This window comes from Rheinheimera aquimaris (genome assembly GCF_020531985.1).
Classification (GTDB): domain Bacteria; phylum Pseudomonadota; class Gammaproteobacteria; order Enterobacterales; family Alteromonadaceae; genus Alishewanella; species Alishewanella aquimaris.
This window is the reverse complement of record NZ_JAJAVQ010000002.1, coordinates 186,560-207,900: the sequence shown is the minus strand read 5'-3', so window position 1 is coordinate 207,900 and position 21,341 is coordinate 186,560. Positions and strand designations below refer to the sequence as shown.

Below are 21,341 nucleotides of genomic sequence, written 5' to 3'. Positions count from 1 at the left end.
ACAGACTACATATTACTTACAGTTTAGTTGTAGTTTATGGCTTGACCTTACCCCAGTGGCAAGCTTTAAGCTTGCAGCGCCCTGTTAACAGTAATCAGGATTTATAGTATGAGCCATACACAACAGTTACATATCAGAGGTATGAGCTGTGCCTCTTGCGCTGGACGAATTGAAAAGGCACTGCGCCAGGTTGAAGGCGTCACCGACGCCAGTGTTAATCTTGCCAGTGAAACAGCGTCAGTAAGCGGTGACGCAACTGCTAAAGCACTGGCTAAGGCTGTAACGGATGCAGGTTACCATTTGAGCCTGCAACCACAGCAATACGTTGTAACCGGTATGAGCTGTGCTTCCTGCGCCGGTCGGGTGGAAAAAGCACTGGCAGCGGTACCGGGTGTGCTAAGCGCTGATGTTAACCTGGCGACAGAACAAGTCAGCCTGCAGCTGATGACAGATATCGACTTTCACACTTTGCAACAGGCACTAGCCAATTCCCACTACCGCCTGGTTGAGCCCGAACCTGAAACAGCCAACGATGCAAACGCCGCCAGCGCCAAACCTTTTTACCGGCAGGATTGGTGGCCGGTACTGGGCTCAGCCCTGCTGACATTACCACTGGTGCTACCGATGTTGGGTATGCTGTTTGCTGCTGACTGGATGCTACCGGCATTCTGGCAATGGCTGTTGGCCACCCCGGTGCAGTTTTACTTTGGCGCCCGCTTTTACAAAGCCGGCTGGGGTGCTGTTAAGGCCGGCACCGGCAACATGGACTTACTGGTCGCGCTTGGCACCAGCGCCGCTTATGGCTTGTCACTGTACCTGTGGCTTAGTGCAAACGCCCACCACGGCGCACTGCATTTGTATTTTGAAAGCAGCGCCGCGGTACTGACATTGGTGTTGCTGGGTAAATGGCTGGAGCAACGTGCCAAAAGGCGCACTACCAATGCGCTGCGGGCGTTGGAGAATCTGAAACCAAGCAAAGCGCGTGTACAACAGGATGGCGGCTGGCAATGGGTTAGCGCCGCGCAGGTAAAAACCGGCGACATAGTGCAGATAAAACCCGGCGAGCGCATCGCCGTTGATGGCGAGGTGGTTGAAGGCGACAGCCATGTCGATGAAGCGCTGATCAGCGGCGAAAGCACGCCTTTACATAAAAGTATCGGTGACAAAGTGATTGGCGGCGCGGTCAATCTTGATGGCGTGCTAGAGGTGCGGGCAACCAATGTAGGGGCGGAGTCGGTTCTGGCCAGTATTGTCCGGCTGGTTGAGCAGGCGCAGGGCGCTAAAGCACCGGTGCAGGCACTGGTTGATAAAGTCAGCGCCGTGTTTGTGCCTGTAGTACTGGTTATCGCACTGCTCACCTTACTAAGCTGGGGGCTGGCAAGCGGTAACTGGCAACAGGCTATTTTAAACGCTGTGGCGGTATTGGTAATAGCCTGCCCTTGTGCACTTGGTCTGGCAACACCAGCAGCAATTATGGCAGGCACCGGCACCGCTGCCCGCCATGGCATTCTGATAAAAGATGCTATTGCGCTGGAGCAGGCAACAAAAATTGACTACGTGATCTTTGATAAAACCGGTACCTTAACCGAAGGCAAACCCGAGCTGGTGCAAATCACCGCCGTCAGTGGCAGCGAGCAACACCTGCTGCAGCTGGCCGCTGCGCTGCAGCAACATAGTGAGCATCCGCTGGCCAAAGCGGTAATGAGCAAAGCGAAGCAGGAAAACATCGGCCTGCCCGAGATCAGTAACTTTACTGTTGTTGCCGGTAAAGGCGTGCAGGCACAGCAAGGCGATACCCGCCTGTTGCTGGGCAGCAGCCATTGGATGCAGCAACTAGGGCTGACATTACCGACAGCGTTAATCCGGGTTGAAGGCGCATCGGTATCCTGGCTGGCAAAACAGCAGGACGGGCATAGCGAATTGTTGGGCTTACTGTGCTTTAGCGACAGCATTAAAGCCAGCGCTCAGGCAGCTGTATCAGCACTGCAGCAGCAAGGCATTAAGGTGGCGCTGTTAACCGGTGACAGCCAGGCCAGTGCTGAAGCGGTCGCCGCTGTGCTGAAACCCGATCAGCTGCAGGCAGAAGTGCTGCCGGCCGATAAAGCCAGCTTTGTACAACAGTGCCAGCAACAAGGCTACAAAGTGGCTATGGTGGGTGACGGTATTAATGATGCACCAGCATTGGCGCAGGCTGATTTGGGTATAGCCATGGCCAGCGGCACCGATGTCGCGGTTAGCGCCGCTGCCATAACGCTAATGCGCAGCGAGCCAGCGCTGGTTAGCACTGCATTAAGGCTGGCCAGTGATACCTACAGCAAAATCCGGCAGAACCTGTTCTGGGCCTTTATTTTTAACGTTACCGGTATTCCGCTGGCCGCATTGGGCTTTCTTAACCCGGTCATCGCCGGTGCTGCTATGGCCTGCAGCAGCTTAGTTGTTGTCAGCAATGCCTTGTTGCTGCAACGCAGGCACTACCTAACCGACAATAAGGAGGCAGCATGAGCACACTGTTAACCATTGGCGAAGCAGCCCGGCACAGTGGTTTGTCGGCGAAGATGATCCGTCATTACGAGCAAAGTGGTTTACTGGGGAAAGCGCCACGCACTGATGCCGGTTACCGGCTGTATAACAGCCAGCAATTACAGCAACTGGGCTTTATTGCCCGCGCCCGTAAGCTGGGGTTTTCGCTGGCAGAAATTCAGTCACTACTGCAATTATGGCAGGACCCGACGCGGGAAAGCCGCAGCGTTAAGCAGCTGGCAGAGCAACATCTGGCCGATATTGATGCCAAAATCAGCGAACTGCAGCAAATGCGCGAGACTTTAGCAGCGCTGGCTGACAGTTGCGCTGGCGACAGCAAACCGCACTGCAGTATATTACAGCAGCTAGCACCCTAAGCCGCGTCTGCCGGTACTATCTGTTTCGCCGCCAGCTTATAACGCAATTTACTGATCAACACATACACCGCGGGTGTGGTGTAAAGCGTTAGCAACTGGCTTACCAGCAAGCCACCGACGATGGTAATACCCAATGGCTGGCGCAGCTCTGAACCTTCGCCTACGCCCAGTAATAGCGGCAAAGCGCCAAGCACAGCGGCAAAGTTAGTCATCAGAATTGGCCTTAAGCGCTGCTGAGCAGCCAGTGCAACAGCCTCACGGGCTGACAACCCCTGCTGCCGCTCGGCGGCCAGCGCGAAGTCGACCAGCAAAATAGCATTTTTCATCACTATACCGATTAACAGGAACAGCCCCAGCAAGGCGATCAGGTTAAAATCACCGCCGGTAAGATACAGCGCCAGCAAAGCACCCAGGGCCGCGCAAGGCAGTGTCGATAAGATGGTCAGCGGTTGCAGTAAGCTTTCATACAGCACACCCAGCAGTAAGTACACCGCCACGATGACACCAATGATCAACCAGGTTTGATCGCCTGTGCTGAACATGGCATTACGCTGGTTCTCACCGCTTATCGCATGAATAGCACCCGGCACCATCAGCTCTGCCAACGCCTGATCAATCGCCGCCGATGCTTGCTGCACCGTGACGCCCTCAGCCAACGCATAACCGATATTTACCGAGGCAAACTGGCCATCATGCTGTACCCGGTCGGTCGCCAGGCCATACCGATAACTGGCAATCGCCGCCAGCGGAATTTGCTGGCCGTCTGCGGTCACAATCTGCAGTTGCTGCAGCACTTCTGGCTGGGCCGTGTAACCTGGCAGTAACTCCATCACGACGCGGTACTGGTTCTGCTGATCATACAACGTAGCCACCTGCCGCTGCGAAAAAGCATTGTTAAGCAAGGTTGCCACGGTGCGCATATCGACACCGAGGCGCTGCGCGGCTTCGCGGTCTATCTTCAACTCTATTTGCTGCGCATCTTCGCCGCCCGGCGTGTTTACATCAACCAGCTCTGGCACTTCCTGCAGTTTCTCACCGACCTTTTTACCCCACTGCCGAAGCAACGGTAAATCATCCGACAGCAGTTGTACTTCATAGTCGCTGCGACTGAACGGTGACGATAAACGGATATCCTGATCGACATTCATAAACAGAATACCACCCGGCACTTTCGGTGCATTGTTGCGTAGCCGGTCTACTACCTCTCGGGCAGAGATTTGCCGCTCGGCCAGCGGTTTTAACCGCACCCGCATCCAGGAGTTACTGACACCGGTATTACCACCAGCGGAGCCGGTCAGATCAGCTACTGCTGGGTCTTGCAGCACATACTGGCGAAAGGCTTCTATCTTCGGCTGCATCATCTGGTATGACGCACCATCATCGCCGCGGACAAAACCATTCAGCTGGCCGGTATCCTGCTCGGGCAATAATCCCGCCGGTACCTGGCTAAACAGCCAGCCGGTGGCTGCGAACAGCAGCACCAGCAATACCAGCAGTGCGCGGTAATGCTGAAGCCCCCAGTCGATACTGCGCCGGTAGCCTGCACTGAGCCGGCTGAACACGCTTTTGCTGTGCTGCGCCGGGCCGCTTTTTAGCAGCAGTGCCGACAAACTCGGTGTCAGTGTCAGTGAGATCAGCAGTGAAATCGCCATTGCCGCCACCAGCGTGATGGAAAACTCGCGGAACAGCCGCTCGACCAGCCCGCCCATAAACAGAATGGACAGGAAGATCACTATCAGTGCCAGGTTCATTGCCAGCAAGGTAAAGCCCACTTCGGCCACGCCTTGCCTTGCTGCCTGTAGCACGGGCAAACCACGCTCCAGATGGCGGCGGATATTTTCAACCACCACTATGGCATCATCCACTACCAGACCAGCCGCAACAATCAGTGCCATTACCGATAAATTATTCAGTGAAAAGTCGCACAGATACATCACGGTAAAAGCACCGACCAACGACACTGGTATGGCCAGGCTGGGAATAAGCGCACTGCGCAAATTGCCTAAAAATGCCCACACCACCAATACCACCAGCGCCACGGCAATCAGCAGGCTAAGCTGCGCTTCGGCCAGCGTCGCGCGAATAACCGGGCTGCGATCCATCACTACGGTTAAATCGGCACCGGCCGGGCTTAATGCCTGCAGCAGCGGTAATTGCTGGTAAATGGCGTCGATGGTTTCAACAATATTGGCACCGCTGCGGCGGCTAATCAGCAGAATAACGGCGTCTTTGTCGTTGTGAAAACCCGAGCTATAACGGTTTTCGGTAGAATCGGTCACCAGCGCCACGTCTGATAAACGTATGGCAGCGCCATCGACATACTTCACCACCAAATCCTGATAGTCAGACGCCCGGCGCAACGTTTCACTGGTGGCCAGCTGCCAGCGCAGGTTATCGTTTTCCAGCACCCCCAGCGGTACCGAGGCATTGACGGCACTGATGGCACTGCGTACTTCATCCAGCGCCACACCATAGTGAGTCAGCATACCGGGGTTCAGCTGCACCCGCACGGCCGGCAGTGACGAGCCGGACACCTCAACCTCACCGACACCGCTGATCCGGGCCAGCTTCTGCGCCAGCACGGTAGAAGCGTTGTCGTACAGTACACTGCCGGCCAGATGCGAAGAGCTGAGCGCCAGCGCCATAATCGGTGCCTGTGACGGGTTAAACTTACGGTACACCGGGTTACCCGGCATGCCTGATGGCAACTGACTACGGGCGGCATTAATGGCCGCCTGTACTTCACGCGCGGCGTCGTCTACGTTGCGGTCCAGCTCAAACTCCAGCCGTACCTGGGTAGACCCCTGATTACTGGACGAGCTGATACGGCGGATACCGGAAATACTACCCAGTGCCCGCTCAAGCGGTGTAGCGACAGTGGCCGCCATACTTTCCGGGCTGGCACCGGGCAAGCTGGCGGTCACCACGATCATCGGAAAATCAATCGCCGGCAACGGTGATACCGGCAGCAAACGCCAGCTCAGTAGCCCTAGTAGCATAATAGCAGTGGCAATTAAGCCACTGGCGACCGGCCGCTGAATAAAAGGTTGCGCCAGGTTCATGCTGTTACAGCCCGGGTATCGCGCTGGCGTACCAGACGGTCAAACCATAAGTACACCACCGGCGTGGTAAACAGTGTCAGTACCTGGCTGACCAGTAAACCACCGACCATCACCAGGCCCAGCGGCTGGCGCAGTTCAGCCCCCGAGCCGGACGCCAACATCAGTGGTATAGCACCAAACAGGGCCGCCAGGGTGGTCATCAGAATAGGCCGAAACCGCATCAGTGCCGCCTGATAGATCGCTTCACGCGACGCCATGCCCTGATTACGCTGCGCATCCAGTGCAAAGTCGACCATCATAATGCCGTTTTTCTTCACCAGACCAATCAGCAGTACTATGCCGATAACGGCGATCAGATCCAGCGGCTGACCGGTTAATAATAGTGCAGCCAACGCACCGACCGTGGCTGAAGGCAGTGTCGATAAAATCGTCACCGGATGAATAAGGCTTTCGTACAAAATACCCAGCACAATATACATAGTGATAATCGCCGCCAGCACCAACCATAAGGTGTTACTGAGCGAGGCGCGGAACGCTTCGGCGGCGCCCTGAAAACTCAGCTCAACTTCAGCTGGCAATTGCAATTGCTGCTGCACCTGCTCAATGGCCGCCACGGCCTCGCCCAGTGAATAACCGCTTGCCAGGTTAAAAGATAACGTTACCGCCGGGAACTGGCCCTGCTGGTTAATCAGCAGCCGCGCCGGACGCTGGCTAACGGTGGCGACAGACGATAAAGGCACAGTGGCACCACTGCTGCTGGTTAAATACAGTTTGTCCAGCGCATCCAGCCCCTGTACCTGTGCCGGGTCAACTTCCAGCACCACCCGGTACTGATTCGACTGGGTAAATAAGGTCGAGATCTGGCGCTGACTGTAAGCACTTTGCAGCGCCGAACTGATTTGCGACACGCTCAGCCCCAACCGTGCTGCTGCAGTGCGGTCAATATCAATATATGCCTGCAAGCCTTCATATTGCAGGTCATGCGCTACCTCAGACAGCTCAGGCCTTTGCTGCAATGCAGCTAACAGCTCAGGTAGCCACTGGCTTAATACCTCGTGCTCGGGCGTACTTAACGTAAATTGGTACTGAGTGCGGCTGACGCGGTCTTCAATACTCAGCTCCTGTACAGCCTGAAACCAGCCTTTAATGCCTGTAACGGCCTGAACCTGCTGCTCCAGCTCGCTGATGATCTCGGTAGCCGATTGTGAGCGCTCGCCATGCGGTTTGAGGTTAAGCAGAATACGGCCGCTGTTTATACTGCTGTTACTGCCATCGACACCGATAAAAGACGACAAACTGCTGACCGCCGGATGGGTCAGCATATTGCTTGCCAGCTCTTGCTGACGCTGCGCCATAGCTGCAAACGAAATATCCTGCGGCGCTTCGGTAATGACCTGAATAACGCCGCTGTCCTGCACCGGAAAAAAGCCTTTTGGTACTGCCACATAAAGCGCCGCAGTTAAGGCTACCGTGCCCAGCATCGCGGCCATCGCCAGCGTTTGATGGCGCAGTACCCACTGCAACGCCCGGCCATAGCTGGCAATAATCCGCGCCATCAGGCCTTCCTGCTGCTGATGCGCTGGCAGAGTGGTCAGCAAGCGCGCACACAGCATCGGCGTTAAGGTCAGCGAGACCAGCAGCGAGATCAAAATAGCCACCGCCAGCGTAACGGCAAATTCAAAGAACAAGCGGCCAACCACATCGGCCATAAACAGCAGCGGAATGAGTACTGCAATCAGCGAAAATGTCAGTGAAATCAGCGTGAAACCAATCTCTTTCGCACCTTTAAAGGCGGCCTCTAACGGCGATGCCCCTTGTTCACGGTGGCGGGCAATGTTTTCCAGCATCACGATGGCATCATCAACGACGAAGCCGGTGGCAATAGTCAGTGCCATTAAGGTTAGGTTGTTGACCGAGAAATCCAGCAGCAACATCACAGCAAAGGTGCCTACCAGTGACAGCGGTACCGCCAGGCTCGGAATAATAGTGGCCGGAATGGTGCGTAAAAAGGCGAACGTCACCAGAATAACCAGGCTAATCGCGAACACCAGCTCTTTTTGCACATCGCGTACCGAGGCGCGAATGCTGTGCGTGCGGTCGGTCAGCACTGCAACATCCACCGCTGCCGGCATAGTGGCAGTCAATTGCGGTAGCAGTGCCTGCACCCGGTCAGCCACTTCAATCACATTGGCACCGGGCTGACGCTGAATGTTCAGCAGTACCGCCGGCTGCTTGTCGGCCCAGGCCGCCAGAAAACGGTCTTCAGCACCTTGCTCAACACTGGCTACATCACGCAGCCGCACCGGTGCATTATCGCGCCAGGCAATAATCAGGTTCTGGTACTCGGCAACATCACGGATTTGATCATTGGCATCGAGCATGGTGGAGCGAAACGGGCCGTCAAAACTGCCTTTTGGCTGGTTTGTGTTGGCCGATGCGATGGCCGAGCGCAGGTTTTCCAGGCTCAGGTTCATATTGGCCAGCGCCGCCGGGTTGGCTTTTACCCGAATGGCCGGGCGCTGCCCGCCTGCCAGGCTAACCATACCCACACCCGGTAACTGCGCCAGCTTTTGTGCCATCCGGGTATCGACCAAATCGTACACTTTAGGCAGTGCCAGTGTGTCTGATGTGATCGCCAGTGTCAGAATAGGCGCATCGGCCGGGTTAACTTTACGGTACACCGGCGGCGCCGGTAAGTCTGATGGCAGTAACGATGATGCGGTATTAATGGCGGCCTGTACTTCCTGCTCGGCCACGCCCATGTCTACTTCCAGCGCAAACTGCAGCGTAATCACCGACGCGCCGGCCGAGCTGGCTGACGACATTTGCTTTAAACCGGGAATTTGCCCCAGCCGCCGTTCCAGCGGTGCGGTAACGGTACGCGCCATAATATCCGGGCTGGCACCGGGGTTAAAACTAAACACCTGAATAATTGGGTAATCTACCTGTGGCAGCGCCGCGACAGGCAGTAACCGCCAGCTGAGAATTCCGGCAATCAGAATGGCGAACATCAGTAACGATGTCGCCACCGGGCGCAGAATAAACGGGCGCGACAGGTTCATTATTCAGACCTCTTTGGCCGGCGCGCCGGCCTTTCCTGCGCGGCTTCTGGTTTTGCAGCCGCTGCTGAGCCGGCTTGTTCGGTAATGACTTCTACTGCCCGGCCAGGCCGCAGCCTGTCAAGACCTTCCAGCACCACCTGGGTGCCTTGTTCCAGCCCTTTGATGACAGCAATATTGCCATTATCAGCTGCACCGAGCTCTACCTGACGGATTTGCGCTTTGTTCTGTTCAATGACATAAACATAGGTACCGGCAGAGCCGTACTGCACCGCATCCTGCGGTATGGCGATAACCCCCTCGCGCACAGCAATGTTCAGCCGCACATTCACAAACTGGTTTGGGAACAGTTCTTCCTGCTGGTTGGCAAATTCGGCTTTAATTTTCAAGGTGCCGGTCGCGGTATCAATCTGATTATCCAGCGTGGTCAGCACGCCGGTACTGAGCAGCTGTTGCTCATTTCTGTCCCAGGCCTCTACCGTCAGCGTTTCTCCCCGACTCACCGCACTGCGCACGGCAGTCAGCTGGCTCTCCGGGATAGCAAACACCACATTAATTGGCGAGCTTTGGGTAATGGTCACCAGGCCTGCACTATCATTAGCCTGAACAAGGTTACCGGCATCAACGCGGCGTAAGCCTAAGCGGCCGCTTATCGGTGCCTGAATGCGGGTGTAAGACAGCTGCAGCCTGGCTGCATCAATCTGCGCTTCATTGCTTTTAATCGTACCCTCAAGCTGGCCCACTAATGCCTGCTGCTGATTGTACTGCTGCGCGGAAATAGAGCTTTGCTCGCGCAGCTTGGCATACAAGGCTAAATCCTGCCTGGCGTTTTTCAGCTGCGCCTGATTCTGTTCCAGCTGGCCCTGAGCCTGGGCCAGCTGCACCTGATAATCGGCAGGGTCAATCTGCGCCAGCAGCTGACCCTGTTCCACTTTATCGCCCTCTTTAAACAGCAATTGCTGTAAAGGCCCGGATACCCTGCTTTGCACCACTACGGTATTTAACGGCGTAACGGTACCAATGGTTTTTACCTGCACACGTAAGTCTGCAGGTTGCGCTGTTACCACCCTTACCGGTACCGGCATAGCCCAGGGATTCATTGGCCTGCCGGCTGGCGCAGTAGCCTGCTCGGTTGCTGGCCAGAACCAAAAAGTGGCGATTGCAGCAGCAACAACCACTGCTGTTATCAGTAAAGGTTTATTTAACGACGCCATCTGTGATCCCTGTAGCCCAAACATAAGTCGCCCACACTATAAAGGCGGCTTGGTAAGGGCTCAACACAGCAAACGTCAAGATTAAGTAAAGATTACGCCACTCTCGGCAGATGGCTGCATATCAGCGGCGAATGCCGGTTGCGAGTGTTTTATCAAATTGCTGCTGTAGCTTTTGCGTCAGAAAATCCCGCAGCGCCATTACTACAGGTGTCAGCTGCTGACGACCGGGTACCAGCAAGCTTAACGGAGCGGATTCACCCTGCCAGTCGGCACACAGTACCCGCAACTTTCCCGACAGCAGATCTTCACTCACATCAAGCAAAGATTTAAATGCTATGCCCCGGCCTGCAACAGCCCAGCGTCTGACAACGTCGCCGTCATCAGAAATATAGTCACCTTTAATATCAATGCTGAGCGGATTACCAGCCTGGCGGAATTGCCAACGGGTGTGGGTACTATCTCTTAACATGAAACATAAACACCGATGCTCAGCCAGCTGCAGCGGATGGGTTAGTTCGCCGCACTGCGCAATATAGTCCGGCGCTGCGCATAACACTCTGTAGTTCTCAGCACACAGGGGTAACGCGACCATGGATGAATCGGCGAGATGACCATAACGGATAGCAACATCTACCGGATGTTTATATAAATCAGTCAGCCTGTCGCTGATATATAAGCGTAAATGCAGATCAGGGTGTAGCAAACCAAACTCGTCCAGCCAGTTTAATAACAGGTTTCTGCCCAAATCGGACGGTACAGACAGTTGCAACTGGCCACTGAACGACTGCCGCTGTTGCTGCAACTGACGGATACCCTCGTCAATCTGATCAACGCCTTGCTGGCAATATGCCAAAAAAGTGTCACCCGCTTTGGTCAGCCGCAATGAACGGGTAGAGCGCACAAACAACTCTGCACCTACTTGTTGTTCTAGGCGTTTTATCGCTGCGCTGGTGGCAGCAGGAGTCAGGTTCAACTGATGTGCTACCTGTGTCAGGTTTTGTAATCTGGCCACCGCTATAAAGATTTTCAAGTCATGCATAATTCGCATTGTTCTGCCTGCCGGAGCTAATTAATGTAAACAGTGTCGTATTGTGCCTTTACCTGCTGCACAAACACTTTTGGCGACTGACCATAAACACGAATAAATGCGCGGCGCATCCGCTCCTCGTCACCAAACCCCGTCAGGTTAGCAATATGGCTAACCGAGGTATGTCCCTGCTCTATTAGCTCGCGAGCTTCTTCAATACGAAGCTTTTCTATCGCTTTGGCTGGCGCCATGCCGGTTTGATTCTGAAATACCCGGCTGAAATGACGTGGGCTCCAGTGCACATGTTCTGCTAACGTCTCTACACTGAGGTCGGTATGCAAATTCGCTTTGGCAAACTGCAGCGCTTGTCTTATACGGTCGGATCCAGGTTCTAACTCGGTCATCGCCGAAAACTGTGATTGTCCGCCACTGCGCCGATGATAAACCACCATCAGACGGGCAATTTTCTTACTGATCTCTGTCCCCAGATCGGCCTCTACCAGCGCTAATGACAGATCAATACAAGCAGTAACCCCTGCTGATGACCAAATGGCGCCATCTTTCACAAAGATTTTATCCTCATCTACCTTTACGTCCGGGTACAGCTGCTGCAACTGACGCCCCCAGGCCCAATGTGTAGTGGCTTTTTTACCCTGTAGCAAGCCTGCATTTGCCAAAATAAAAGCACCGGAGCATATGCTACCAATACGACGGGTTACCTTGCTGGCTTCCAGCAATATGTTTTCCAGCTCAGGTGAAGCTGGGGGAATATCTAAAGCCCCGGCTACCAATAAAGTGTCATAAGCGCCGAAACCTATTGGCTGCGTTTCGATGAGAATGCCAGTTGAGCTTCGTACCGGCCCACCTGCTACAGACACAGCCGTAAACTGATAATTGGTGGTAGTCTGTAAGGTGTTAGCAAACTCAAACACCGTCAATGCTGCCAGGTCGAGCACCTGAAAGCCATCAAAGACGATTAAACCAATTCGCTTTATCACAAAATATCCTTAAAGTTAAAAAAACCTATAAATAAGACATTAGCGTATATCTGTGTAAAGGTAAATATCAGGCATAATTCAATAATAACACCCCAAACAAACGTCCTATTTTGCGTGTTTTGTGTCATTTAACACTTTTTTATTTACTTGCATTATGTTGCTCAGGGCAAGACAGCAATTTGCCCACATACAACACCCTGCTGACCTGACAGGTATTGCGACAGGGAAAAACTAACGTATTGCAACAGGAATTAACCATGAACATGACAGACAACACCATTTTTATTACCGGCGGTACTTCGGGTATTGGCCGTGCTATGGCTGAAGCTTTCCATGCTTTGGGCAATAAAGTGATTATCAGTGGCCGGCGTAAAGCATTACTGGATGACGTAACAAAAGCCAATCCTGGCATGACAGGCATAGAGCTGGATATTCAGGATCCTGAACAAATTAAAGCGGTCGCCAACCGTTTAGTTCACGAGCATCCGACGTTAAATGTGTTGTTTAACAATGCGGGTATTATGCCGTTCGACGATGCCGCTGGTGATGTCGACGATGAGAGCGCTCTGGCTACCATTAATACCAATTTGTTGGGCCCGGTCAGAATGACAGCAGCGTTGTTGCCACATCTGAAACAGCAACACAATGCGGTTGTTATTCATAACTCCTCAGTACTGGCCTTTGTACCATTGGCGACAAACGCCTTGTATTCCGCAACGAAGGCTGCCATTCACTCTTACGCTATGTCTCAGCGCTTTGCATTGAGAAATCAGGGGGTAAAAGTTGTAGAAATATCCCCTCCCTGGGTTGATACCGACTTAATTTACAAAAGTGGCGATCCACGGGCTATGCCACTGAAGACCTTTATTAACGAGACCATGCGGATACTGGCGACCGGCGCAGATGAAGTCTATGTCGCAGATATCAAACCGCTGCGTGATAACCCTGGCTCCACTGAGCATGATTTTTTTAATGCGTTCAATCAATCAATTGAAGATAACCCAATTCCGGTTGCTCATTAAGCTACAAACCCCGGCTATTTGCCTGCCGGGGCCAGCAAAGCCTTATTACTAAACACTGAATAAACGGAGAACCATTATGTCACGCAATACTGCACTTATTACCGGCGCTTCATCAGGAATTGGCGCGGTTTACGCCGACCGCCTGGCGCGTCGCGGTTATGATCTGGTACTGGTAGCTCGTAATACTGATCGATTAAAACAGGTAGCACAGAGGATTAGCCAAGAGCACGACGTCAATATTCAAATTGTACCTGCCGATCTGGCAACCCCGGCGGGATCTGCCATTGTGGAGGACATACTGAAAACAGGGCAGGTTAGTTTTCTGGTTAACAATGCCGGTTTTGGTGCTGTATCTACACTGTTACAAACAAATGTTGATGACATGGTCAACATGATTGATATCAATGTTACTGCGCTAACACGCCTGACCTATGCTGCGGTACCGGCTTTTGTTAGAAGAGGCGGGGGCACCATCATTAACATTGCCTCTATCGTTGCAGTAGGGCCTGAGATACTTAATGGGGTATATGGCGCGACCAAAGCATATGTGTTGGCATTAACACAGTCTCTGCAACACGAGCTTGCCGACTCCGGCATTCAGGTGCAAGCCGTCTTACCCGGCGCTACAGCAACCGATTTCTGGCAGGTAGCCGGCTTGTCCCACCAGCAGCTGCCGGATGAAATTGTTATGAGCACAACGGATATGGTTGATGCCGCCCTCGCGGGGCTTGATGCCGGAGAAGTCGTAACAATTCCGCCGTTACAGGATGGCTCAGACTGGCTGAACTACGAAGCTCAGCGTCGTCAGCTTAGCCAGAAGTTTGGCAATGCCAACCCAGGCGCCCGCTATCTTAAGAAGTAAAAGTGTTTTTGCCGCAAATACAACCCGCTACAGAGGCATCGCAGCAGAGTAGCGGGTCTGTTCTGTTAACGCCGAACCGCCTCATCCCCCGTCCAAACCCGCATAATGCGGTAAGGGGGCACTGCAGTTTCAGCCTTGCCATTAAATGCTTTGGCTTTATGTAGTTGATTAACCGAAATATAAAGCCAGCCGGTTTCGCCAAATTGCACGCTGTCCGGCCAATCCAGCAAAGGGGATTGCACCAACGTAGTCAGTTTGCCGCTAGTGTCCAGCACATCAATAGCGTTGTTATTGAGATTGGTGAAGTAGTGAATGCCCTGCTTTGACGTTGTGGCACCATCTGATACCGGCTTTTCGCCAACCAGAGATACTGTTGCCGCAATCTGTTCCGTATCCCCACTTTGTAAAGCTGTAGTAGATAGCTGATACCAGTTGCGGCCATTCATCGCGCCATAAAACAGCGTTTTACCATCTGCTGACAATGCCAATGGATTAACGGCAACACTGGCAATCTCACCATTAAACAACGTAGGTTTGCCGTCCACTTGCATAACGGCGTCAGGTTCAGCCTGTAAGGAGGGATGATGTGAAAACCTTACGGTAAAACCATCTGTTATCCGAACTGCCAGCAAGCCCGGGTTGGCGATATCGGCCAGATATATCCAACCTGCCGCTGAATCGGTAACCAGATCCTGAATAAAACTACCGCGTGGCGCCAGCTCCTGAGATAGTGTGATTTTCCTGTACAGGCTGCCGTCTGCAACGGAAAAACCCCAGATCCGGGTTTGGCCAAGCTCCAACCCCATGTCCACTACCCATAGGTGCTTATCACCGTCCTGCGTAATGCCTAGTAAAGTATCGAATTGTGCATCATTGGCGCTGCCTGTTTTCTGAAGTTGTTCAGATGGCCAGGCGGTGAACTGACCTGTACTACGATTAATCTCAATCAATTGCAAGCCAGATGGCGTATCCAATGGGTGAACAGTGGCAAAGACTCTGCCATCACGGGTCACGCTAACATTGCCCGGCCGGATCGGAAGTTCAGCCACAGTTTCCAAACTGCCTTTCGTTTGTGCAGCAATCACCCAACTGGTGGGTGTGAGCAGCAACACAGCTGCGGATAAAATTAGTGCTTTCATTAATGGTCTCCGGTTTTAGTTCAGGCGCGACAGGTATCTGATTTTTACCTGCTGCAGCAGATTAGATTGTGTTGCAGCGGCATTGAATTCGGCAAAATGAACTGAGGCCATATGCTTGTCTAATGCCGCTTGGTCAAGCCACTCTTCAAACATCAGAAAATGCGTTTCAGATTCCTGATACAGCTCATAACTGATACAGCCATATTCTTTGCGTGTCAGGCCAACAAGCTGCTCTAACAGGGGCTTCAACTGTTTCGCCACACCGGGCTCGGCAACGATTTCGGCAACTAACGTCAACACTTTAAAACCCCTCCAGCACAATCTTGCCGCGGGCTTTTTGCGATTCCAGCAGTTGATGGGCGCGGTAGAGATTCTCAGCATTGATACGGCCAAAATGACTGCCTACAGTGGTAACCAGAATGCCGTCGTCAATCAGCCTGGCAATCTCATTGAGTAAACGATGTTGCGCTATCATGTCGTCTGTCTGGTATAAAGATCGGGTAAACATTAGCTCCCAGTGCAATGACAAACTCTTGCGTTTAAGCTTGGTGGCATCAAGCGACTCTGGATCATCGATCAGGCCAAATTTACCCTGTGGTTGCAGGCTTTCAATAATTTCTGCGTAATGTTCGCTGCTATTGTTGAGGCTGATCACATGGCTGACTTGTCCGATACCCAATTGCTTTAATTGCTGGCTAAGAGACTGGCTATGATCAATGACATGATGAGCACCTAGCTGTGTCAGCCAGGTTTGTGTTTCCGGGCGCGATGCAGTACCGATCACGGTTGCCGCCGTCAATTTACGGGCGAGCTGCACTAAAATGGAACCAACACCGCCGGCTGCACCTATGATTAGCACGCTTTGCCCGCTATGCTGCTTACCCGGTTGGATCTGCAGGCGGTCAAACAACATTTCCCATGCGGTAATTGCCGTTAAGGGTAAGGCAGCAGCTTCTGCATCGGTCAGGCTATCAGGAGCAAAACCAACAATGCGCTCATCAACCAGTTGCAACTCGGCATTGCTGCCTGACCGGGATATGTCTCCGGCATACCAGACCCTGTCACCAGGCTGAAATAAGGATACTTTGTCGCCGACAGCTTTCACAACTGCCACAGCGTCCCAGCCCAGCACTTTGTAGCCGTTATCTGCTGCGCTGACGTTGTTGCGTATTTTGGTATCGACCGGATTAACTGAAATCGCTTTTACTTCAACCAGTAAATCGTGGCCGCTTGCTACAGGTGCCGGTAATTCGATATCGACTAATTTATTCTCACTAATCGCATGAGCATGTTTGTAACCTATGGCTTTCATAAAAGCCCTCCACTGTAAGTTGTTAACTTGTATCAGCACCGCATCAACGTGCTGTAATTAGCGTAAACTCACAGTGGCTTAGAAAAAAGCTATAAAATCACGAATTACTTTCAAATAAAATTTGATAATTCCATTATCAATTTATAAGCTCTGCCGCTAACCGGTAGCTATGCTGCCGTGCCGCCGGGTCATGCATCATGCTGGTTAGCATCAGTTCGTCCGGCTGATAGCGGGCAATAAAGTCAGTAATACCTTGTTTCACGGCTTGCGCATCACCGACCACAGAGCAGGACAGTGCGTTTTGTACATAGGCTTTTTCATGTGGCTGCCAGATGCTGTCGATGCTGTCCACCGGTGCTGGCAGTAAGCCGGGCGTGCCGCGCGCCAGATTAACAAACTGCTGCTGCACAGAGGTAAATAAGCGCTTGGCTTCTGCAGTAGTGTCAGCCGCAAACACATTCAGCCCCAGCATCAGATACGGCTTGTCCAGCTGCGCCGAAGGTTTAAATTCACGCCGGTACAGCTCTGCTGCCTGCTGCATCATGCCCGGCGCAAAATGCGAGGCAAACGCATAGGGTAAGCCCAGCTGCGCGGCCAATTGCGCACCATATAAACTTGACCCCAGGATCCACAATGGCACATGCAGCCCCTGGCCGGGCACCGCCTGCACCGGCTGACCAGGTTGTGCCTCAGCAAAATACTGCAGCAGCTGGGCGATATCGGCCGGAAACTGGGCTTCCGTTTCAACCTGATTACGCCGCAGTGCCCGGGCCGTCACCTGATCACTGCCCGGCGCTCTGCCCAAACCCAAATCGATACGGTCCGGGTATAAGGTTGCCAGGGTGCCAAACTGCTCGGCAATCACCAGCGGCGAATGATTCGGCAGCATAATACCACCGGCTCCCAAGCGGATACGTGATGTAGCGGCGGCTAAGTGGCTGATCAGCAAAGACGTTGCTGCACTGGCAATGCCTGGCATATTGTGGTGCTCGGCCAGCCAGTAACGATGGTAACCCAGCGTTTCAGCCAGTTGCGCCAGTGCTTTGCTGGCGGCAAAGCTGTCGGCCACAGTACTGCCCGCTGATACAGGCGCCAGGTCCAGAATAGATAAAGGGATCATGAATTCTCCACATTGCTGTACACAGCTTAATTACATACCATATGGTATAAAACTATAAAGGCAATGGGGTCCAGCCTGGGCAGTTTCAAGATTGACAGATGCGGAAATAAAAAAGACCTGTAAAAACAGGTCTCTGCAGATAATGCGTTTAGAACTGTAATTCTAGAACGGAATATCGTCATCAAAGTCGATTGGCGGTTCCATCGGCGCGCGTTGCTGCGGCTGTGCCGGCTGCTGGTAACCACCTTGCGGCTGGGCCGGACGTTGCTGGTAACCACCGCTTTGTTGCTGTGGTGCCGCTTGCTGATAACCACCTTGTGCCGGTGCCTGGTAAGCCTGCTGTGGTGCCGCTTGCTGGTAGCCACCTTGTGGCGCAGCAGGTTTCTGGTAACCACCTTGCTGGCCGCCACCCATACCACCGCCTTGTTGCTGGCCTTCACCACGGCCATCTAACATTTGCAGCTCGTTAGCAATAATTTCCGTGGTGTAACGCTCAACGCCGTCTTTATCCTGCCATTTGCGGGTTTTCAGTTTACCTTCAATATAAACTTTGCTGCCTTTACGCAGGTACTCACCGGCAATTTCGGCCAAACGCTGATAAATCACCACGCGGTGCCATTCAGTTTGTTCTTTACGTTCGTTAGTCGCTTTATCTGTCCAGCTTTCTGATGTCGCCACCGTTAAGTTAGCCACAGCACCACCTTGCGGCATATAGCGTACTTCCGGGTCCGTGCCCAGATTACCAATCAGAATGACTTTATTAATGCCACGCGCCATGCGAATTCTCCTAAAAAATAATTAAGCCCCGGCAGCGGCGATCACCGCCTGCGCCTGCGCTGTGTCAAATTGTGCTGAGCTGACTTTCAGATAACAGCGTTGTTCTGCCAGTAGCAATGTCACTTCCTGCACCCCGGCTAACGCCGTTAGTTGCGCAGCTAACTGATTAGCCTGATGTTCCGTCTGTACCGATACCGCCAAAGATAAGCGCTGCGCGCGTGGCGGAATAGAAAGGGTGCTGGCCACTGCCAGCCATATTAAACCAATAACCGCCAGTACAGCAAACAGAGCTTGGTAGCCAAAATGTTGCACGACGGCACCGCCGGCTGCGCCGCCTAAAAAAGCGCCGAAAAACTGGCTGCTGGAATAAATGCCCATAGCGCTGCCACGCTGCCCGGCCGGCGCTATGCGCGATACCAACGCCGGCAAACTGGCTTCCAGAAAGTTAAAACCGATAAAAAATAACACTACTGCTAAGGTCAGCGTGATAAAGCCCGGCAACAACAAAACTATCAACATAGCCGTTATCAGCAAGGCTACCGCCAGCAGGAAAAAGCCTTTTTCCTGTGACTTGCGCATAGCAATAATCATCATCGGGATCATCAGCACAAAAGAGCCAAGCAGCACCGGCAGATAAAACTGCCAATGCTTGACCGGCTGCATGCCGTAGTTCTGCAGCAGTGACGGCAGCACAACAAACATTGCGGTCAGCATTAAATGCAGCAGCATGACGCCCATGTCCAGTTGCAGCAGCTGGCGGTGTTTTAGCATCGCCCCCAGGCTTTGTGGCAATGCCAGCGTTTCTGCCATCGGCGCTTTACTGACACTTTTCGGCACCACAAAAGCCACCAGTAACATAGCCGCACAGGCCAGCACGGCGGTCGCCCAGAACACGCCGCTTAAACCAGTCCATTTCGCCAGCAGCGGCCCCAGTACCATCGCTAAGGCAAAGCTTAAGCCAATACTGGCACCGATAATCGCCATCACTTTAGGCCGCTGTTCATCGCGGGTAAGATCTGCCGCCAATGCCAGCACGGCACCGGCTATAGCACCTGCGCCCTGCAGCACCCGGCCCAACGTCACCATGTACACCGAGTCAGCCAGTGCCGCTACCACTGACCCCAGTGCGAACAACGCCAGGCCACCCAGCATCACTTTGTGCCGGCCTATGCGATCAGATAACCAGCCAAGCGGAATTTGCAGTATTGCCTGAGTAAGGCCATAAGCACCAATGGCCAGGCCAATCCATAAGGGTGAAAAACCGGTGAGCTCGCGGCCATACAACGCAAACACCGGTAGCAACATAAACAGCCCCAGCATGCGGCTGGAAAACACCAGCGCCAGCGCAACCGCAGAGCGTTTTTCTAACGAATTCAAATGATGCATCAGATAAGAATTAACCACTGAAATAAGCGCGCCAGTGTAGCACAGAACACACTGGCTTTAAGCGTATTTCCATCCTATTTAACGGCTATCAGACCGTGACGAGCTTGCTCTGACGATGAAATAAACCAACCGACAACAACAATAAACTGAGTGGTAACAGGCATAAATAAAACGCGGTCTGGCCGTTAAAGTTGGCAAAGGTATAACCGGTAACCATTGAGCCGGTGGTGCCGCCAAGCGCGGAAAACACCACGATAAGGCCGGTCATCGCGGCATGCTGCGCCTTGGGCAGTGCGCTTAAGATCACTGAGTTAATCACCGGGTACACCGGCGCCATAAATAACCCGATCAGCGGGAACAGATAGGCAGCCAGCGGCGCGCTGAGCAGACTGACATCGGCATCAACGTGAATATCGTGCGTCAGCGGCAATGTCAGTATGATCAATAATGCCATTGCCAGCAGGCAGCCATTTAACAGGCTGTACCAAGATATTTTCTTTAGCACTACGCCGGCCAGGATCCTGCCAAGCGCCAGGCTGGCGGCAAAAATGCTGGTTAGCTGTACACTCAACTGATTGGGCAGCGCCAGCACTTCATTGTTAAAGGTTGGCAGCCAACTGCCAATACCCTGTTCAATCAACACATACAAGAACGCCGACAACACAAACACAAACACCAGCGGTTTATATACCAGCTGCAGCATGGCGATAAAATCCTGCCGAAACGGCTGCACTGCAGGTAACTCCGGCGTTGGAAAGGAGGTACTGCTTAGCAATACCAAATTAGCCACGCACAGCAAGGCCAGCAGCCAATATACCTGCAGCCAACCGCTGGATTGCGGCGCAGCAGGGTCCATAAAAGCCGAAAACAGCCAGTAGCCGGATAATACTCCCAGCATAAAGCCGCCTTCGATAAAGTTCAGCAGCGATGCATGTTCGGCCTTACTACGGGTTACTACGCCAATGCTGGCGTATACCGACACTTTAACCAGCGCAAAACTGGCGCCAACAGTAAAGAACAGCAGTTTGGTGGTCCAGAATGCCGGCACCAGCGGCATCAGCACACAGGCTGCTGTCACCAAAGTCAGAGCCAGCTGTAGCGCCCGCTTGTAACCCAGGCGGGGCAGATAAGCGGCAATCAGAAAGGACACCACAGCAATGGGAATATCTTTAAAACCTTCCAGCACGCTGGCGGCAGATTTACTGATCTGATAAGTGTGGATCACCTGCAATACCACAGTACCAACACTGTTTAGCAAAATAGCAAACACAAAGTAGGTCAGTAGCAGCGACAAGCGGATACGCAAAGTGGCCATAGTCTGGTTCTCATTTTTATGCCGTTTATACAGCTATTGTTGTTTTACCCTGTTGTCAGACTGTTTGCTGACATTTTGCACTATACAACGGTTTTACCGCATATTGCAATCGATTGCAAAAGCTGTATATTAAGCATATTTACTGCAATTT

16 protein-coding genes are annotated in these 21,341 nt (G+C 52.9%); 4 read left to right on the top strand and 12 right to left on the bottom strand.

Annotated features, from left to right (window positions below; translation table 11 throughout):
- Positions 1-108: 108 nt before the first annotated feature.
- Positions 109-2,502: a heavy metal translocating P-type ATPase gene (locus tag LHL18_RS05860; RefSeq protein ID WP_226766169.1), complete on the top strand. Its 2,394-nt coding sequence runs from the start codon at positions 109-111 to the stop codon at positions 2,500-2,502.
- Positions 2,499-2,897: a Cu(I)-responsive transcriptional regulator gene (gene cueR / locus LHL18_RS05855; protein WP_226766168.1), complete on the top strand. Its 399-nt coding sequence runs from the start codon at positions 2,499-2,501 to the stop codon at positions 2,895-2,897. Before LHL18_RS05860 ends, cueR begins: the two co-directional genes overlap by 4 nt.
- Here the strand turns inward: cueR and LHL18_RS05850 are convergent.
- The 5 genes from LHL18_RS05850 to LHL18_RS19765 all read right to left on the bottom strand — a co-directional run bounded on the left by LHL18_RS05850 (position 2,894) and on the right by LHL18_RS19765 (position 12,257).
- Positions 2,894-5,959, bottom strand: coding sequence for an efflux RND transporter permease subunit (locus LHL18_RS05850; RefSeq protein WP_226766167.1), 3,066 nt, complete (start codon positions 5,957-5,959; stop codon positions 2,894-2,896). The two genes, cueR and LHL18_RS05850, sit on opposite strands and share 4 nt — an antisense overlap.
- On the bottom strand, positions 5,956-9,021 hold the full coding sequence (locus tag LHL18_RS05845) for a multidrug efflux RND transporter permease subunit (protein WP_226766166.1): 3,066 nt from the start codon (positions 9,019-9,021) through the stop codon (positions 5,956-5,958). Before LHL18_RS05845 ends, LHL18_RS05850 begins: the two co-directional genes overlap by 4 nt.
- Positions 9,021-10,232, bottom strand: a complete 1,212-nt coding sequence (locus LHL18_RS05840) for an efflux RND transporter periplasmic adaptor subunit (protein WP_226766165.1) — start codon at positions 10,230-10,232, stop codon at positions 9,021-9,023. Before LHL18_RS05840 ends, LHL18_RS05845 begins: the two co-directional genes overlap by 1 nt.
- A gap of 121 nt (positions 10,233-10,353) precedes the next feature.
- Complete coding sequence (locus tag LHL18_RS05835; protein WP_226766164.1) at positions 10,354-11,280, bottom strand: LysR family transcriptional regulator; 927 nt, start codon at positions 11,278-11,280, stop codon at positions 10,354-10,356.
- Between the two features lie 17 nt (positions 11,281-11,297).
- Entirely contained in the window at positions 11,298-12,257 is a 960-nt protein-coding gene (locus LHL18_RS19765) for a GlxA family transcriptional regulator (protein ID WP_226766163.1), read from the bottom strand.
- A gap of 257 nt (positions 12,258-12,514) precedes the next feature.
- Between LHL18_RS19765 and LHL18_RS05825 the strand changes: the two genes are divergently transcribed.
- Both LHL18_RS05825 and LHL18_RS05820 read left to right on the top strand, forming a co-directional pair.
- The gene (locus LHL18_RS05825; RefSeq protein ID WP_226766162.1) at positions 12,515-13,279 is read left to right on the top strand and encodes an SDR family oxidoreductase; all 765 of its coding nucleotides are present in this window, start codon (positions 12,515-12,517) and stop codon (positions 13,277-13,279) included.
- Positions 13,280-13,355: 76 nt separating this feature from the next.
- Complete coding sequence (locus LHL18_RS05820; RefSeq protein ID WP_226766161.1) at positions 13,356-14,141, top strand: SDR family NAD(P)-dependent oxidoreductase; 786 nt, start codon at positions 13,356-13,358, stop codon at positions 14,139-14,141.
- Between the two features lie 65 nt (positions 14,142-14,206).
- On the opposite strand, the gene LHL18_RS05815 is transcribed toward LHL18_RS05820, so the two are convergent.
- The 7 genes from LHL18_RS05815 to LHL18_RS05785 form a co-directional block, all read right to left on the bottom strand.
- On the bottom strand, positions 14,207-15,280 hold the full coding sequence (locus LHL18_RS05815) for a major royal jelly family protein (protein ID WP_226766160.1): 1,074 nt from the start codon (positions 15,278-15,280) through the stop codon (positions 14,207-14,209).
- Between the two features lie 15 nt (positions 15,281-15,295).
- Complete coding sequence (locus LHL18_RS05810) at positions 15,296-15,580, bottom strand: putative quinol monooxygenase (protein ID WP_226766159.1); 285 nt, start codon at positions 15,578-15,580, stop codon at positions 15,296-15,298.
- Position 15,581: 1 nt separating this feature from the next.
- Positions 15,582-16,592 carry a zinc-binding alcohol dehydrogenase family protein gene (locus tag LHL18_RS05805; RefSeq protein ID WP_226766158.1) on the bottom strand — a complete coding sequence of 337 codons (1,011 nt, stop codon included), beginning with the start codon at positions 16,590-16,592 and terminating at the stop codon, positions 15,582-15,584.
- A 136-nt stretch (positions 16,593-16,728) separates the two neighbouring features.
- A complete protein-coding gene (locus LHL18_RS05800) occupies positions 16,729-17,712 on the bottom strand; it encodes an LLM class flavin-dependent oxidoreductase (RefSeq protein ID WP_226766157.1) in 984 nt (327 codons plus the stop codon).
- Positions 17,713-17,874: 162 nt separating this feature from the next.
- On the bottom strand, positions 17,875-18,489 hold the full coding sequence (gene ssb, locus LHL18_RS05795) for a single-stranded DNA-binding protein (protein WP_226766156.1): 615 nt from the start codon (positions 18,487-18,489) through the stop codon (positions 17,875-17,877).
- A gap of 21 nt (positions 18,490-18,510) precedes the next feature.
- Positions 18,511-19,875: an MFS transporter gene (locus tag LHL18_RS05790; RefSeq protein WP_226766736.1), complete on the bottom strand. Its 1,365-nt coding sequence runs from the start codon at positions 19,873-19,875 to the stop codon at positions 18,511-18,513.
- Between the two features lie 88 nt (positions 19,876-19,963).
- Positions 19,964-21,190 carry an MFS transporter gene (locus tag LHL18_RS05785; protein ID WP_226766155.1) on the bottom strand — a complete coding sequence of 409 codons (1,227 nt, stop codon included), beginning with the start codon at positions 21,188-21,190 and terminating at the stop codon, positions 19,964-19,966.
- Positions 21,191-21,341 lie beyond the last annotated feature (151 nt).